This is a genomic window from Ensifer adhaerens (assembly GCF_020035535.1).
Lineage (GTDB): Bacteria > Pseudomonadota > Alphaproteobacteria > Rhizobiales > Rhizobiaceae > Ensifer.
Map to the genome: position 1 here is coordinate 3684274 of NZ_CP083349.1, position 16576 is coordinate 3700849.

The following is a 16576-nucleotide window of genomic DNA, read 5'->3' on the forward strand; positions in this document are numbered from 1 at the left end:
CTGTCCCAGGGAAAGCGCGCGGCTGCGACACGAATCCCCGTTGAAAGCCCTCTTCGCCCGTGCCAAAGAGCGCGCATGAGCCAGGAAACATCGCCTTTCATCCTCCGTCTCGCCGGCAATGCCCGCGCTGTCGAAGCTCTACTCGAGCGCCTGCTCGGCCCGACGACGGCGGCGGGCGAGATCACGCGACCGGCCAACCTGCTCGCCGCCATGCGCCACGGGGTGCTGAACGGCGGAAAGCGGCTCCGCCCCTTCCTGGTGATCGAATGCGCCGATCTTCTCGGTGGCAATGCCGATGCATCCGTGCGCGTTGGTGCAGCACTCGAATGTGTGCACTGCTATTCCCTCATCCATGACGACCTGCCGGCGATGGACGACGACGACATGCGCCGCGGTCAGCCGACCGTGCACAAAGCCTACGACGAGGCGACGGCGATCCTTGCCGGCGACAGCCTGCTGACCTTCGCCTTCGACATCATAGCAGCACCCGAGACAAGGCTTTCGGATGCGCAGAAGGTGGAACTGGTTCTGGCGCTCGGACGCGCCGCCGGTCACGGTGGCATGGCTGGTGGACAGGCACTCGATCTGGCGGCGGAAAAATCGGCGCCGGACGAAGCCGGCATCGTCACGCTGCAGGCAATGAAGACGGGCGCCCTCATCCGCTTTGCCTGCGAGGCCGGCGCCATCGTCGCCGGAGCGTCGAAAAGCGACCGCGCCCGGCTCCGTGCCTTCGGCGAAAAGATCGGCCTTGCTTTCCAGCTTGCCGACGACCTGCTCGACCTTACCGCCGATGCAGAGACTATGGGCAAGGCAACCGGCAAGGATGCTGCCCGTGGCAAGGGCACGCTGGTTGCGCTGCACGGCCAGGCCTGGGCGGAAGACCGGCTGGAGCAACTGGTCACAGAGGCCGAAGCCCTGCTTGAGCCCTATGGCGAGCGCTCGGCCATTCTCGTCGAAACCGCCCGCTTCATCGCCAACCGCAGGAGCTAGCTCCATGAGCAAGTACTGGTCGCCGATCGTCTCCAAGCTGAAGCCCTATGTGCCTGGCGAACAGCCGCGCATCGCCAATCTGGTGAAGCTCAACACCAACGAATGCCCCTATGGCCCCTCTGGGAAGGTGCTCGACGCGATCGGCGCTGCAGCGAGCAGCGACCTCCGCCTCTATCCCGACCCGCTGGCGCTGAAGCTGCGCCAGGCGATTGCCACGCGCTATGACGTGACGGCGGACGAAGTCTTTGTCGGCAACGGCTCGGACGAGGTATTGGCGCACATTTTCGCCGGCCTGCTCAAGCATGACGCACCGCTGCTCTACCCGGATATTTCCTACAGCTTCTATTCGACCTATGCGCGGCTCTTCGAGATCGACGCGGTCGAGATCCCGCTCAGTGATCGCTTCGCGATCGATATTGCCGACTATGACCGGCCCTGCGGCGCGATCATCCTGCCGAACCCCAATGCGCCGACCGGCATTGCCCTGCCGCTCGCCGAGATCGAGCGGCTCGTCGCGGCGCACCCGGATCATCCCGTCGTTATCGACGAAGCCTATGTCGACTTCGGCGGAGAGACCGCCGCAACGCTGGTTTCGAAATACGAGAATCTGCTGGTCGTTCAGACCTTCTCCAAGTCGCGTGCGCTTGCGGGCCTGCGCGTCGGCTTCGCCATCGGTCAGCGCCCGCTGATCGAGGCGTTGGAGCGGGTGAAGGACAGCTTCAATTCCTATCCGCTCGGCCGTCCGGCCCAGGCCGGAGCCGTCGCCGCGATCGAGGACGACGCCTGGTTCGAGGAAACCCGCGCCAAGATCATCGCGTCGCGCGAGCGCCTTGCGGCCGATCTGACGACGCGCGGCTTCGAGGTTCTGCCCTCGTCGGCAAACTTCGTTTTCGCCCGCCATCCCGACCATAGCGGTGAACCGCTGATGAAGGCGCTGCGCGAGCGTGCCGTGCTGGTGCGCCATTTCGCCAAGCCGCGCATCGGCGATTTCCTGCGCATCACCATCGGAACCGATCAGGAATGCGCCCGTCTGATCGAGGCGCTCGACGAGATTCTCTGACATCTTGTCTCGGTGACATTTCGCCGTTTCAAACCGGCGATGAACTGATCTAGCCTTCGGCAACCGAGCCGGAGCTTGTCACATGTTCGACCCTACGCCCTATCTGCCACAGCTTCTCATCGCCTGGACTGCGTATCTGATCGCGACCGCTTCGCCGGGGCCAGCGATCCTCGCGATCATCACCACGTCGGTCAGCCAGGGACGGAAAGCGGGCCTGGCGCTTGCCCTCGGCGTACTCACCGGAAGCTACACCTGGGCGATGCTCACGGCGTCAGGCCTCTCGGCTCTCATCCGCGCCTATGGCCATGCGATCGTCGTGCTCAAGATCGCCGGCGCCTGTTATCTCTTCTGGCTTGCCTATAACGCGCTGCGAGCCGCCATGCGCACCGACAGAAGCACGATCGTGCCGGTGGCGAAGGCGCAGACATCGCTGAAGCGGCTCTATCTCAAGGGGCTCGGCATCCACCTCACGAACCCCAAGGCGATCTTCTCCTGGATCATGCTGGTTTCGCTCGGCATGCCCGAAGGTGCGCCCGTCGGCGTCACTGCCACCTTCATCGGCGGCTGTATGGTTCTGGGCTTGATGACCTTCTGCGGCTTTGCGATCGTCTTCTCGCTGTCACCGGTCCACCGTGCCTATCTCAGGTCCAAGCGGGTGATCGAGAGCCTTATGGCCGGCTTCTTCGCCTTTGCGGGGCTGAAGTTGCTGACGTCGCGGCTTTAGGTCTGAGGCCGTCCAGTCTCGGACTGCACCCGTTTACTCAGCAGCCGCCTGGCCACGGCCGTAGCGCTTCTCGATATAGTCGGACACGAGCGTCTCGAAGTCACCGGCGATGTTGGGACCACGCAACGTCATCGCCTTCTCGCCGTCGATGAAGACCGGAGCTGCCGGCATTTCGCCGGTTCCGGGCAGCGAGATGCCGATATCGGCATGCTTGCTTTCACCCGGGCCGTTGACGATGCAGCCCATGACCGCGACCTTCAGCCCCTCGACGCCGGGATACTTCTCACGCCAGACTGGCATGTTGCGGCGGATATCGTCCTGAATCTTCTGGGCGAGTTCCTGGAACACCGTGGACGTGGTGCGGCCGCAGCCGGGACAGGCGGCAACGACGGGAATGAACTGGCGGAAGCCCATGACCTGCAGCAGTTCCTGCGCCACCTGCACCTCGCGGGTGCGGTCGCCGCCGGGCTCCGGCGTCAGAGAGATGCGGATCGTGTCACCGATGCCCTGCTGCATCAGGATGCCGAGCGAGGCCGACGAAGCGACGATGCCCTTGGTGCCCATACCGGCTTCGGTGAGGCCGAGATGCAGCGCATGGTCTGAACGGGCCGACAGCATGGCGTAGACGGCGATCAGGTCCTGAACGCCCGAGACCTTGGCCGAGAGGATGATGCGGTTGCGCGGCAAGCCGATCTCTTCGGCAAGTTCAGCCGACAGCAACGCCGATTGCACGATCGTTTCGCGCGTCACTTCTTGGGCGGTCAGCGGAAAGCCGTTAGCCTTGTTCTCGTCCATCAGCCGCGTCAGCAGCTCCTGATCGAGCGAACCCCAATTGACGCCGATGCGCACCGGCTTGTCGTAGCGGATCGCCATCTCGACGATCTCGGCGAACTGCTTGTCCTTCTTGTCCTTGAAGCCGACATTGCCCGGATTGATGCGGTATTTCGCCAGCGCCTCGGCGCAGGCCGGATGGTCGGAAAGCAGCTTGTGGCCGATATAGTGGAAATCGCCGACGAGCGGGACATCCAGGCCGAGGCGCTCGAGCCGCTCGCGGATCTTCGGCACGGCGGCAGCGCTTTCGTCACGGTCGACGGTGATGCGCACCAGTTCCGAGCCGGCCTTGTGGAGCGCGGCCACCTGGGCCACGGTCGCATCGATATCGGCCGTGTCGGTGTTGGTCATCGACTGGACCACGACCGGCGCCCCGCCCCCGACGATGACACCACCGACGTCGACGGCAACGGAGGCGCGGCGGGGCTGCGGGTCGTAATCGAAGGCGGAAGACATGAAGGCCTCTTCGTAGGTCACTAAGCCGGGCGCGGATGCGGGTACAACCCACATGGACTTTCCTCAACCCGCCCTGGCCATTTGCCTTTCAGGTGGATGAGGAAAGCCTGATTGTCAACGGCGACATCATGCCCTGACGGCGATTTGATGGCGGCCTTTCGCTGAAGGCGCACTTGCGACCCGCGCAGAACAAGCACGTCCGCGGCCCAATAGATCATTCGTGCCCCTTGGCGTGATCCGCATGCACCGCATGGTGCGACAGCGAAAGCACCACGACGAAGAGCAGCGGCACCGATGCGAAGATGATGGCAAAGCCCGTATGCTCGGCGACGAAGCCGATCAGCGACGGCGCGAACAGCATGCCGGAATAACCCATGAAGGTCGCGACCGAGAGGCCGATGCCCGGCTGCAGACCCGGCATGTTGCCGGCGGCCGAGAACGCGATCGGCACCATGTTGGAGATGCCGATGCCGGCGATGGCAAAGCCGAGGATGGCGACATAGGCATTGGGTGCGGTGCCCGCGATGACCATGCCGACGAGGGCCGTCACCGTGCAGATGCGCAAGGTGCGCTTGGCGCCGAAGCGGTCCCGGACGAAATCGCCGGCAAAACGCATGGTCGCCATGGTGGCGGAGAAGGCGGCAAAGCCGAAGCCGGAAAGCTCCACCGAAGCGCCAAGTTCGTTGCGCAGGTAAAGCGCACCCCAATCGAGCACCGTGCCCTCCGGTACCATCGAGAACAGCGCCATGATGCCGATCAGCCAGGGAAGCGGCGTCATTGGCAGGCGCAGTTTTTCCTTGGCAGCACCCGGATGCGGCTTGTCGGCCAGGATCATCGGCCAGGCGGCGACGATCAGTGCCAGGCAGATCGCAGTGACGACGAGGACATGCGGCAGCACGCCGAAGCGGGCCATGAGGAAGCCGCCGATTCCGGCACCGATCAGGCCGCCGAGGCTCCAATAGGCATGGCAGGACGACATGATCGCCCGGCGCATGGATTTTTCGACCTCCACCGCGTTGGCGTTCATCGCGACGTCCATTGCGCCAGCGAAGCCACCAAGCAGGAACATGGCGACGGCGGCCGTCCAGACATCGGGGACTAGAGTCAAGAGCAGAAGCAACGGCGACAGAATGATGGCGGTGACCTTGACCACCTTCTGAGACCCCACGCGGGCGATATAGCCGCCGGCAATCGGCATCAGCACCAGCGAGCCGATACCGAACATCAGGATCAACAGGCCGAGCACGCTTTCGCTGATGCCGAGCCGGTCCTTGAATTCAGGGATCTTCGGCGCCCAACTGCCGATGACGAAGCCGTTCAATAGGAAGAGCAATGAGACTGCCAGCCGGTTGCGGGTCATATAGCCCTGGCGGATGGGCGCGGTGGGAGAACGTTGGTCCATGGTCTTGCCTCTGTGCCGGATCGTCCGGCTCAAACTGTGATTTCGATCAGATTTCCGTCGGGGTCGCGCAGGACCGCCTCATAGAAGCCGTCACCGGTAAAGCGCGGCTTCGCAACCAGTATGCCCTCGGCCTCGGCACGCGCCGCCATCGCGTCAACCGCCTGCTCGCTGCCGAGCGACAGTGCCACATGGGCAAGGCCGGTACGCTCCTGCGCCGGATCGCCCGGCGCAACCCAAGGGCCTTCCATGATCTCGACCGCGGGCCCATCGCCGAGCCTCAGGAAACGCGAACGGAAGCCCGGACGGCGCCGGCTCTCGTAGATTTCGCCGACGGAGGCGCCGAAGAAGGACGACCAGAAACCGGCAATGCCCTCGAGGTCGCGGGTCCACAGCGCCACATGGGTAATCGTCATTGCTCAGGCCCTCCCGCCATCAGAATATCTGCGCCCGTCGCCTTGAACGCCGCACAATGCTCAGCCGGAGCATCCTCTTCCAGCACCAACGTCGCCCTCTCGTCGATGCTGGCGATGGTGTGGGGGGCTGCGGTCCCGAGTTTGTCGCTGGTGATGGCGACGACGAGACGCCGGCTGCGCTGGGCGACGAGCCGCTTGAACTCCGCATCCTCGAAATAGATTGCCGTCAGGCCGGCGACAGCATCGGCGCCGCAGGTGCCGAGATAGCAGAGGTCGGGCCGGAGCAATTCCGCATCGCGTTGCGCCCGCGCACTGATCGCCGCCCCAACTGCCCGGTTGAGCGGTCCGCCGAGCAGGATGAGATCCACCCCTGGCTTTTCCATGAGGGCCGCGGCAATCAGCGGCGTATTGGTAACGACGGTCACCTGCAGGTCCGGCTCGATCAGTTGCGCGATCGCAAGATTGGTCGAACCGGCGTCGAGAAACACGGTCATGCCCGGCTTGATCAGCCCGGCGGCAGCACAGGCAAGGGCGGCCTTGCGCTCCGGCGCCATCGCCACCCGCTCCCTCAAAGTGCTGTGCGCCGCCGGAACGACCGGGAGCGCACCACCGTAAACGCGCTCGCAGAGACCGGCCGCCGCCATTTCCCGGAGGTCACGGCGAATGGTGTCTTCGGAGACATTGAGCTCAGCGGCAAGATCGACAGCCAGCACCCGGCCATTGGCCTTCAGCCGCTCCTGGATCAGCGTCTTTCGCTCGCGAAGAAGGAGTTCGCCCGACATTTTCACCAACCGTGTACAAACGTGCATGAATCGCTACAAATGTGCATATCCAATTTTGAAACCGATTTCAAGTCGCGAAAACCAGCCAAATCGCGAAGGACCTGAAAATCCGCAAACCGAGCTCTTTGCGCGCAAACGGCACCATTTCGAAGAAAATTCTTCATCAAAACGCTCGGGAATTGGTGTTTTATACGCTCAGATCGCCGATCTTTTATGCGATTGTCCGCTCAATCCGGACGACGGGCCGGGCCAGAAAGAAGATGGAAAATCACGATGAAACTCCTCCCCACGCTGTTTGCCGCTGCTCTGATGCAGGTTGCCGCGCTTGGCTCCGCTGAAGCCGGCGAGAACCTCAACGCGATCAAATCTGCCGGTGTGCTGAAAATCGGCACCGAGGGCACCTATGCGCCCTTCACCTACCACGACGCCTCCGGCGCGCTCGTCGGCTTCGACGTCGAGATCGGCCAGGCGGTCGCCGAGAAGCTCGGCGTGAAGGCCGAATTCCTCGAAGGCAAGTGGGACGGCTTGATCGCCGGCCTCGACGCCAACCGTTACGACACGGTCATCAACCAGGTCGGCATCACCGAAGAGCGCAAGAAGAAGTACGACTTCTCCGAGCCCTACATCGCCTCCAAGGCCGTGCTGATCGTCAAGTCGGACAACGAGGAGATCAAGGGCTTCGATAACCTCAAGGGCAAGAAGTCGGCCCAGTCGCTGACTAGCAACTTCGGCAAGATCGCAACCGCGTCCGGCGCCGAACTCGTCGGCACCGACGGCTTCGACCAGTCGATCCAGCTCGTCTTGACCGGCCGCGCCGATGCGACGATCAACGACAGCCTCTCCTTCCTCGACTTCAAGAAGAAGAAGCCCGACGCCCCGGTGAAGATCGCCGCCGAGCAGGCCGACGCCGACTTCTCCGGCATCATCATCCGCAAGGGCGAGCCGGAACTCCTGGAAGCGATCAACAAGGCGCTGGTCGATATCAGGGCCGACGGCACCTACGACAAGATCTCGCAGAAGTACTTCGGCGCCGACGTCTCGAAGTAACCCCCGACCGACATTGCGGCCGGTTTCTCAGCCGGCCAATCTCGGCTATGAAAAGCGATCCGTTCCGGCCTCCGGGGCGGATCGCGCTTTTTGAAAGGCCCGCCCTTGACCACCTGGCTCCCACTGATGCTGGAATCCCTGCCGTCCCTGCTGTGGGCCGGCCTGACATTCACCATCCCGCTGACGCTGCTTTCCTTCGTTTTCGGTCTGATCCTCGGTCTCGTCACCGCCGTTGCCCGGCTCTTCGGACCGGCACCGGTCGCCTTGATCGCGCGCTTCTACGTGTGGGTGATCCGCGGCACGCCGCTGCTCGTGCAGCTCTTCGTGATCTTCTACGGCCTGCCGAGCGCCGGCATCCTGCTCGATGCCTTCACGGCCGCCCTCATCGGCTTCTCGCTGAATGTCGGCGCCTATACGTCCGAGATCATTCGCGCCGTGATTTCCTCGGTCCCGCGCGGGCAATGGGAGGCGGCCTATTCGATCGGCATGAGCTGGAGCCAGGCGATGCGCCGCACCATCCTGCCGCAGGCGACGCGCGTCGCCGTGCCGCCGCTATCGAACACCTTCATCTCGCTGGTGAAGGACACCTCGCTTGCCGCCGCCATCACCGTGCCCGAGATGTTTCAGACGGCACAGCGCATCGTCGCCACCACCTATGAGCCGCTGATCCTCTATATCGAGGCGGCGCTGATTTATCTCGCCATGAGCTCGGTGCTTTCCGCCCTGCAGGTCAGACTGGAACGACGCTTTGCTCGATATGGCGGCTTCCTGGAGGCACGCACTTGATCGAGCTCTCCCACATCGAAAAGCGCTTCGGCGACAATCCCGTGCTGAAGGATATCTCGGTCGCGCTCGCCGAGGGTACGGTGACTGCGCTGGTCGGCCCGTCCGGCGGCGGCAAGAGCACGCTGCTGCGCTGCATCAACCTGTTGGAGATCCCGACCTCCGGATCGATCAAGCTCGGTGACGAGAAACTCGAATTTGCCACCGGCCGCAAGATCGGCTGGGCGGCGGTCCAGCGGCTGCGCCGGCAGACCGGCATGGTGTTCCAGAATTTCCAGCTCTTCCCGCACCAGACAGCACTCGGCAACGTCATGGAAGGCTTGGTCACCGTCCTGAAGTGGCCGGCCGACAGGGCGAAGTCCCGGGCAATGGAGCTTCTCGAAAAGGTCGGCATGGCGCACAAGGCCGATGCCTGGCCGGCCACCCTTTCCGGCGGCCAGCAGCAGCGCGTGGCGATTGCCCGTGCGCTTGCCCCGTCACCGCGCGTGCTTCTCTGCGACGAGCCGACCTCGGCGCTCGATCCGGAACTGGCGGAAGAAGTGGTCGAAGTCCTGAGCCGGCTCGCGCGCGAAGGCACGACCATGGTCATGGCGACCCACGATCTCCGCCTTGCCTCTCGCGTTGCCGACAAGGTGATCTTCCTCGACGGCGGTGTCGTCGTCGAAAGCGGCGCCCCGAAGACGATCTTCTCGGCGCCCGAGCGCGAGCGAACCAAGAAGTTCATCGCCTCGCTAAGCGCCCCGCACGACTACGAGATCTGAGACGCCGAAAAGCACAAACGGAAACGGCCGGACTCGCATCCGGCCGTTTCTCTATGTCTGAACGGAGCCTTAGGCGCCGAAGACGATCAGCAGGTCCTTGGCGTCGATCTGATCGCCAGCGCGTACCAGCACCTCGGAAACCGTGCCGTCCTTCTCCGCGTGCAGTGCCGTTTCCATCTTCATCGCCTCGATCGAGAGCAGCACGTCGCCGGCCTTGACCGCCTGACCGGCGGCAACGGCAACGGTCGAGATGACGCCCGGCATCGGCGCGCCGAGTTGGGCTGCATTGCCGCCTTCGGCCTTGCGGCGTACGGCGCTTGCGGCACTGCGGTTGCGATCCGGAACCTTGATCAGGCGCGGCTGACCGTTGAGTTCGAAGAACACCTTGACCATGCCCTTCTCGTCCGGCTCGCTCTTGGCCTGGTGCAGGATGACCAGCGACTTGCCCCGCTCGATTTCCGGCTGCAGCTCCTCGCCCGGTGCCAGCCCGTAGAAATAGGCCGGGGTCGGCAGCACGCTGACCGGACCATATGTGTCGGCGGCAACCGCATAGTCGGTGAAGACCTTGGGGTACATCAGGTAGGAGGCGAACTCGAAGTCGTCGACCTTGCGCTCGAGCTTGTCCTCGATCGCCTTGCGCTCCGCGTCGAGATCCGCCGGCGGTAACAGCGAACCCGGAACGGCGGTATAGGCCTTCTCACCCTTCAGCGCCTTCTTCTGCAGCGCTTCCGGCCAACCGCCCGGGGGCTGGCCGAGATCGCCCTTCAGCATCGAGATGACCGAATCCGGGAAGGCGATGTCCTTGGCCGGGTTCTCGACGTCGGCAACCGTCAGATCCTGGGAAACCATCATCAGCGCCATGTCGCCGACGACCTTCGAAGACGGCGTCACCTTGACGATATCGCCGAACATCTGGTTGGCATCGGCATAGGCCTGGGCGACGCGGTGCCACTTGGTCTCAAGCCCGAGCGAACGGGCCTGTTCCTTGAGGTTGGTGAACTGGCCGCCCGGCATTTCGTGCAGGTAGACTTCCGACGCCGGTCCCTTGAGATCGCTTTCGAAGGCGGCGTACTGGTAACGCACCGCTTCCCAATAGAAGGAGATGCGGCGGATCCATTCGGGGTCGAGGCCCGGATCACGCTCCGAGCCGCGCAGCGCTTCGACGATAGAACCGAGGCAGGGCTGCGAGGTGTTGCCGGAGAGCGCGTCCATTGCCGCATCGACCACGTCGACGCCGGTCTCAACCGCAGCAAGCACGGTCGCAGCCGCGATGCCCGAGGTGTCGTGCGTGTGGAAATGGATCGGCAGATCCGTCGCTTCGCGCAGTGCCTTGAAGAGCACGCGCGCTGCCGCCGGCTTCAACAGGCCCGCCATGTCCTTGACGGCGATCATGTGCGCGCCGGCCTTTTCCAGCTCGGCCGCCAGCGCCGTGTAGTACTTGAGATCGTACTTCGGACGCGCCGAGTTGAGGATGTCGCCGGTATAGCAGATCGCCGCCTCGCAGATGCGATTCTCCTCGGCAACGGCCTCCATCGACACGCGCATGTTGTCGACCCAGTTGAGGCAGTCAAAGACGCGGAAAACGTCGATGCCGCCCTTCGCCGCCTGGCGGACGAAGTACTTCACGACGTTGTCGGGGTAGTTCTTGTAGCCGACGCCATTGGCGCCGCGCAGCAGCATCTGGAGAAGCAGGTTCGGCGCATCCTCGCGAATGCGGGCAAGACGATCCCACGGGTCTTCGGTGAGGAAGCGCATGGAGACGTCGAAGGTCGCGCCACCCCAGCATTCGAGCGAGAAGAGCTGCGGCAGGGCGCGAGCGTAGGTGCCGGCGACACGAGCGATGTCATGCGTGCGCATGCGGGTCGCAAGAAGTGACTGATGGCCGTCGCGCATGGTGGTGTCGGTCAGGAAAACCTGCTTTTCACCGCGCACCCATTCGGCGAATTTCTTCGGGCCGAGTTCGTCGAGCTTCTGCTTGGTGCCGGCCGGAATGTCCCCTTGAATGAACGGCACGACGGGCTTGGCTGCATCCGCCGGCGGCTTCGGGCGCCCTTTTGCTTCCGGATGACCGTTGACGGTGACGTCGGCGAGGTAGGTCAAGAGCTTCGTCGCACGGTCCTGGCGCCTGACCTGCTGGAAAAGCTCCGGCGTCGTGTCGATGAAGCGGGTGGTGTAGGTGTTGTTGCGGAACTGCTCGTGGCCGATGATCGCCTCGAGGAAGGTGAGGTTGGTGGCAACGCCGCGGATACGGAACTCGCGCAGCGCCCGGTCCATGCGGCTGATCGCTTCCTGAGGCGTGCTGCCCGAAGCCGTGACCTTGACCAGCAGCGGATCATAGTAGCGGGTGATGTAGGCGCCGGTGTAGGCCGTGCCGCCGTCGAGACGGATGCCGAAGCCGGCCGCCGAGCGATAGCCGGTGATACGGCCGTAGTCGGGAATGAAGTTCTGTTCCGGATCCTCGGTGGTGATGCGGCACTGCAGCGCGTGGCCGTTTAGGCGGATGTTCGCCTGGTCAGGCACACCCGATTCCGGCGTGCCGATCGCCTCGCCGTCGAGAATGTGGATCTGCGCCTTGACGATATCGATGCCGGTCACCACTTCGGTAACGGTGTGCTCGACCTGGATGCGCGGGTTTACTTCGATGAAGTAGAATTTGCCGGTACTGACGTCCATCAGATACTCGACCGTGCCGGCGCCGACATAGTTGGTCGCTTTGGCGATCTTCAGCGAATAGTCGGCCAGTTCCTGGCGCTGCGCATCCGAGAGATAGGGCGCCGGCGCGCGCTCGACGACCTTCTGGTTGCGGCGCTGGATCGAGCAATCACGCTCGAAGAGGTGCACGACATTGCCGTGGGTATCGCCGAGGATCTGGCTTTCGACGTGGCGGGCGCGTTCGACCAGCTTTTCGAGATAGACCTCGTCCTTGCCGAAGGCGGCCTTGGCCTCGCGCTTGGCTTCGGTCACCTCGCGGATCAGGTCCTTCGGGTCGCGAATGGCGCGCATGCCGCGTCCGCCGCCGCCCCAGGAGGCCTTGAGCATGACCGGATAGCCGATCTCGGCGGCAAGGCGATGGATTTCCTTTTCGTCTTCCGGCAGCGGATCGGTGGCCGGCACGACCGGCACGCCGACGGAAATGGCGAGGTTGCGCGCCGCGACCTTGTTGCCGAGCTGGCGCATGGTCGCCGGGCGCGGGCCGATGAAGATGATGCCGGCGGCGTCACAGGCATCGACGAATTCGGGGCTTTCCGAAAGCAGGCCGTAACCCGGATGGATGGCGTCGGCGCCCGAGAGCTTGGCGACGCGGATCACCTCGTCGATCGACAGATAGCTTTCGATCGGGCCGAGGTCGCGGCCAAGGTGCGGCCCGCGGCCGATCTGATAACTTTCGTCCGCCTTGAAGCGGTGCAGCGCCAGTTTATCTTCTTCCGCCCATATCGCGACCGTTTTCAGACCGAGTTCGTTTGCAGCGCGGAAAACGCGGATGGCAATTTCAGAACGGTTGGCAACAAGGATCTTCGAGATAGGCAAGTCGGTCTCCTCAATGACTTGAAATTGCGGGAAATGCTGCACCCGCGAAATAAAGTATTAGCGGGTCACTGAGCGGAGCGCAATTTCAGATGCGACAGGAAACCGAAAGCCTTTGACTCCTAGGAGATGAGCCCGAGCCGGAAGGCAATCGCTACGACGTGATGGCGGTTCTTGCCCTTCAGCTTCTCCTGGATGCCGTTCATGTACCAGTCGACCGTGTGGCTCGAAATATCGAGCACCTTGCCGATGTCGTTGGACGTCATGCCGTCGGCCAGATAGTTGAGCGCCTCCATTTCGCGCCGCGTCATCTGCACCTCGACGCGCGAGCCGAGCTCGGCCGAAACCTCGGGATCGGTCAGGTCCAGGAGCTTCCAGAACAACCGCTTGGCGATGGCGTCAAAGAGGCTGATCTCGACCGGGCTGAGATCGACGACGCGGCCGCCGACCGTAAGGTTGCCGAGCAGGCCGCGCCGGCCGTGAACCGGGAAGATATAGCCGTCGTAGAGACCGTGATTGCGGGCCTCGATCATCATGCTTTCCATGCGCTTGCGATGCGGATCGGAGCGGAAGGCAAAGAGTGTGTCGCGCCAGCGGAAGCCGCGCTGCGCATGGCCGAGGTAGCGGATGGTCGGGTCGATCACCACGAACTTCTTGCGGATGTAGATCTGCGGCCAGCCTTCCGGCCAGCGACCGGCGAGAAGCAGCCTGAGCGGATTGTCATGCGGCTTGGGCTGGCGAACGACGCCGTAGAAATCGAAGCCGCAGCGATCGAGCAGGCGCTCGAACTCCGGGATGATTTCCTCGCGTGTCTTCATCTCCTCCAGAAGCGCGAGAAACTGTACGAGCAGCGTAATGTTCATGGATCACCTTCCAGGTAGATGCATATGGTCGCATTTCCGAATCCGGACATAAAGGCACCGTTCAGCGACCATTCATGTTGCACCCGCGATAATCCGTCATACCACGCCCGGTCTTATGCGAAATATGCAAGAAATCGGAGTTGGCACGACAGATAGCAGACTATGGAGTTTCTCGCCAAGCTCACTCTCGAGCGAAACGGGAAAACGAGAGTGGCTGTCCATGCGTCCGGCTACGGCTTCCCTGTGCCGCCAAAGACCGTCTCAGCGCGGCTGCGTAGCCTGAAGAGCGGAGCTCATTGCCCGCCAAAACAGGTTTCGAGGTCGCGGGTGCATCCGCCGCAGAAGGTCTGTGGCGCGTCAAATCCGATACCCGGAAGGGGTGAGACAGTGTCATTGTTCCAGGTGTATGCAAGAGCGCTCCAGTATCTTGCGGTTCACAAGTTCCGTGTCTCGGCGATCGTTCTTGCCAACATCGTTCTGGCAGCCATCACGATTGCCGAACCGATCCTGTTCGGTCGCATCATCGACGCCATTTCGTCGAAGGGCGAAGTCACGCCGATGCTGCTCATGTGGGCCGGCCTCGGCGTCTTCAACACCGTCGCTTTCGTGCTTGTCGCCCGCGAGGCGGACAGGCTGGCGCATGGCCGCCGCGCAACGCTCCTGACGGAAGCCTTCGGCCGTATCGTTTCCATGCCGCTCGCCTGGCATAGCCAGCGCGGCACGTCGAACGCGCTGCACACGCTGCTGCGCGCCTGCGAAACTCTCTTCGGCCTCTGGCTCGAATTCATGCGTCAGCACCTGGCGACGGCCGTCGCCCTCATGCTGCTCGTGCCAACCGCCTTCGCCATGGATGTGCGCCTGTCGCTCGTTCTCGTCGTGCTCGGCGCGCTCTATGTGCTGATCAGCAAGGTGGTGATGAGCCGCACCAAGGAAGGGCAGGCTTCGGTCGAGAACCACTACCACACGGTTTTCTCGCACGTCTCCGACGCCATCAGCAACGTTTCGGTGGTGCACAGCTACAACCGCATCGAGGCTGAAACCCGCGAGCTGAAGAAGTTCACCGAACGCCTGATCTCCGCCCAGTTCCCGGTACTCGACTGGTGGGCGCTGGCAAGCGGGCTGAACCGCGTCGCCTCCACCATTTCGATGATGGCGATCCTCGTCATCGGCACCGTACTGGTACAGCGCGGCGAACTCGGCGTCGGCGAAGTCATCGCCTTCATCGGTTTTGCCAACCTGTTGATCGGCCGCCTCGACCAGATGAAGGCCTTCGTGACGCAGATCTTCGAAGCCCGTGCCAAGCTTGAGGACTTCTTCCAGCTCGAGGATGCCGTCCGCGAGCGGGATGAGCCGGCAGGTGCGACCGAACTGCCGACCGTTGCCGGCGAAGTCGAGTTCCGCAATGTCTCCTTCGACTTTGCCAACACGAACCAGGGCGTGCACAACGTCTCGTTCACGGCAAAGGCCGGCCAGACGATCGCCATCGTCGGCCCGACGGGTGCCGGCAAGACGACGCTCGTCAACCTGCTGCAGCGCGTCCACGACCCGCGTGACGGCCAGATCCTGATCGACGGCAACGATATCGCGAAGGTGACGCGCAAGTCGCTGCGCCGCTCGATCGCCACCGTCTTCCAGGATGCGGGCCTGATGAACCGCTCGATCTCGGACAATATCCGCCTCGGCCGTGACGATGCGACGATCGAGGAAGTCATGGCCGCCGCGGAAGCTGCCGCCGCCTGCGACTTCATCGAGGGCCGCACGACCGGTTACGACACTGTGGTCGGCGAACGCGGCAACCGCCTGTCGGGCGGCGAACGCCAGCGTGTGGCCATCGCCCGCGCCATCCTCAAGAACGCACCGATCCTGGTGCTCGACGAGGCGACCAGCGCGCTCGACGTCGAAACCGAGGCCCGCGTGAAGGATGCGATCGACGCGCTGCGCAAGAACCGCACGACCTTCATCATCGCCCACCGCCTGTCGACGGTGCGCGAGGCCGACCTGGTGATCTTCATGGATCAGGGCCGGGTCGTCGAAATGGGCGGCTTCAACGAACTCAGCCAGAGCAACGGCCGCTTCGCAGCCCTGCTCCGTGCCAGCGGCATCCTGACGGACGAGGACGTCCGCGCGAGCCACACGGCAGCTTAAGACGCTCGCGTCAAGCCAAGCGAACGAGCTTCAGACCACCCGCAGCCAACTGCGGGTGATTTTTTTCGGCATTCCGACAACGTCCCATCAGGTGGGCTTGTCATTCTGAGGATTGCTGATAGACGGGAATTCCGGCTTCAATTCCAAGGGAATCATCATGCCGGATATCTCCACACTCGCAGTTTTCGCCGCGGCGAGCCTCGTACTGACCGCCACGCCCGGTCCCGACATGCTGCTCATCGCTTCTCGCAGCGTGAGCCAGGGGCGCGCAGCCGGGTTCCTGACTTATGCAGGTATCGCAGCGGGCACCTATTGCCACGCGTTGGCCGCAGCACTCGGCCTTTCCCAGCTTTTCGTCACCGTGCCTGTTGCCTATGAGATCGTGCGCTGGGCGGGCTGCGCCTATTTGCTCTATCTCGCCTACAAGACCATCCGGTCGGACGCGTCGAGCGCATCACCGCTTTCGACGCTCAAGCGGCTTTCCAATAGGCGGATCTTCGGGGAGGGGTTGATGACCAACCTGCTCAATCCGAAGATGGCGCTCTTCGTATTGGCGCTGTTCCCACAGTTCGTGGACCCGAAGAGTGGGTCGATGGGCGCGCAGATGCTTCTTCTGGCGACCGTGTTGAACGGGATCGGCCTCCTGGTGAACGGCTCGGTGATCCTGGTCGGCAGTCATCTGCGCGCGCGGCTTTCTGGCTTCCGGCGTTTCCCGAAGCTGCCGCAATACCTTCTCGCCACCGTATTCACGGCGCTTGCCTGCCGGCTTGCCCTTGGCGCCAGGAACTAGAGGC

At 63.3% G+C, this 16576-nt stretch carries 15 protein-coding genes; 9 read left to right on the top strand and 6 right to left on the bottom strand.

Annotated elements, in window-relative coordinates:
• Window positions 1-75 precede the first annotated feature (75 nt).
• The 3 genes from LAC81_RS18015 to LAC81_RS18025 all read left to right on the top strand — a co-directional run bounded on the left by LAC81_RS18015 (window position 76) and on the right by LAC81_RS18025 (window position 2774).
• Window positions 76-990: a polyprenyl synthetase family protein gene (locus LAC81_RS18015; RefSeq protein WP_223725888.1), complete on the top strand. Its 915-nt coding sequence runs from the start codon at window positions 76-78 to the stop codon at window positions 988-990.
• A 4-nt stretch (window positions 991-994) separates the two neighbouring features.
• Window positions 995-2050, top strand: a complete 1056-nt coding sequence (gene hisC / locus LAC81_RS18020) for a histidinol-phosphate transaminase (protein WP_223725889.1) — start codon at window positions 995-997, stop codon at window positions 2048-2050.
• Window positions 2051-2132: 82 nt separating this feature from the next.
• On the top strand, window positions 2133-2774 hold the full coding sequence (locus LAC81_RS18025; RefSeq protein WP_223725890.1) for a LysE family translocator: 642 nt from the start codon (window positions 2133-2135) through the stop codon (window positions 2772-2774).
• A gap of 33 nt (window positions 2775-2807) precedes the next feature.
• On the opposite strand, the gene ispG is transcribed toward LAC81_RS18025, so the two are convergent.
• The 4 genes from ispG to LAC81_RS18045 all read right to left on the bottom strand — a co-directional run bounded on the left by ispG (window position 2808) and on the right by LAC81_RS18045 (window position 6658).
• Window positions 2808-4061, bottom strand: coding sequence for a flavodoxin-dependent (E)-4-hydroxy-3-methylbut-2-enyl-diphosphate synthase (gene ispG / locus LAC81_RS18030; RefSeq protein WP_113535437.1), 1254 nt, complete (start codon window positions 4059-4061; stop codon window positions 2808-2810).
• A 214-nt stretch (window positions 4062-4275) separates the two neighbouring features.
• On the bottom strand, window positions 4276-5463 hold the full coding sequence (locus tag LAC81_RS18035; protein WP_223725891.1) for an MFS transporter: 1188 nt from the start codon (window positions 5461-5463) through the stop codon (window positions 4276-4278).
• A 29-nt stretch (window positions 5464-5492) separates the two neighbouring features.
• Window positions 5493-5876 carry a VOC family protein gene (locus LAC81_RS18040; RefSeq protein WP_223725892.1) on the bottom strand — a complete coding sequence of 128 codons (384 nt, stop codon included), beginning with the start codon at window positions 5874-5876 and terminating at the stop codon, window positions 5493-5495.
• Window positions 5873-6658 (bottom strand): DeoR/GlpR family DNA-binding transcription regulator, encoded by a 786-nt coding sequence (locus tag LAC81_RS18045; RefSeq protein ID WP_223725893.1) that lies wholly within the window; start codon window positions 6656-6658, stop codon window positions 5873-5875. Before LAC81_RS18045 ends, LAC81_RS18040 begins: the two co-directional genes overlap by 4 nt.
• A 25-nt stretch (window positions 6659-6683) precedes the next feature.
• On the opposite strand from LAC81_RS18045, the gene LAC81_RS18050 reads away from it, so the two are divergent.
• From LAC81_RS18050 to LAC81_RS18065, 4 genes are all read left to right on the top strand, one after another.
• Entirely contained in the window at window positions 6684-6935 is a 252-nt protein-coding gene (locus LAC81_RS18050) for a hypothetical protein (protein ID WP_223725894.1), read from the top strand.
• Window positions 6932-7705, top strand: a complete 774-nt coding sequence (locus LAC81_RS18055; RefSeq protein ID WP_223725895.1) for an amino acid ABC transporter substrate-binding protein — start codon at window positions 6932-6934, stop codon at window positions 7703-7705. Before LAC81_RS18050 ends, LAC81_RS18055 begins: the two co-directional genes overlap by 4 nt.
• 105 nt (window positions 7706-7810) lie before the next feature.
• A complete protein-coding gene (locus LAC81_RS18060; protein WP_113535395.1) occupies window positions 7811-8491 on the top strand; it encodes an amino acid ABC transporter permease in 681 nt (226 codons plus the stop codon).
• Window positions 8488-9249, top strand: a complete 762-nt coding sequence (locus LAC81_RS18065) for an amino acid ABC transporter ATP-binding protein (RefSeq protein ID WP_223725896.1) — start codon at window positions 8488-8490, stop codon at window positions 9247-9249. The genes LAC81_RS18060 and LAC81_RS18065 overlap by 4 nt, the downstream gene beginning before the upstream one ends.
• A gap of 69 nt (window positions 9250-9318) precedes the next feature.
• On the opposite strand, the gene pyc is transcribed toward LAC81_RS18065, so the two are convergent.
• Complete coding sequence (gene pyc, locus LAC81_RS18070) at window positions 9319-12777, bottom strand: pyruvate carboxylase (protein ID WP_223725897.1); 3459 nt, start codon at window positions 12775-12777, stop codon at window positions 9319-9321.
• A gap of 119 nt (window positions 12778-12896) precedes the next feature.
• Window positions 12897-13637, bottom strand: a complete 741-nt coding sequence (locus tag LAC81_RS18075) for a helix-turn-helix transcriptional regulator (protein ID WP_113535398.1) — start codon at window positions 13635-13637, stop codon at window positions 12897-12899.
• 387 nt (window positions 13638-14024) lie between these two features.
• Between LAC81_RS18075 and LAC81_RS18080 the strand changes: the two genes are divergently transcribed.
• Window positions 14025-15782 carry a glucan ABC transporter ATP-binding protein/ permease gene (locus tag LAC81_RS18080; protein ID WP_223725898.1) on the top strand — a complete coding sequence of 586 codons (1758 nt, stop codon included), beginning with the start codon at window positions 14025-14027 and terminating at the stop codon, window positions 15780-15782.
• 157 nt (window positions 15783-15939) lie between these two features.
• A complete protein-coding gene (locus LAC81_RS18085; protein ID WP_223725899.1) occupies window positions 15940-16572 on the top strand; it encodes a LysE family translocator in 633 nt (210 codons plus the stop codon).
• Window positions 16573-16576 lie beyond the last annotated feature (4 nt).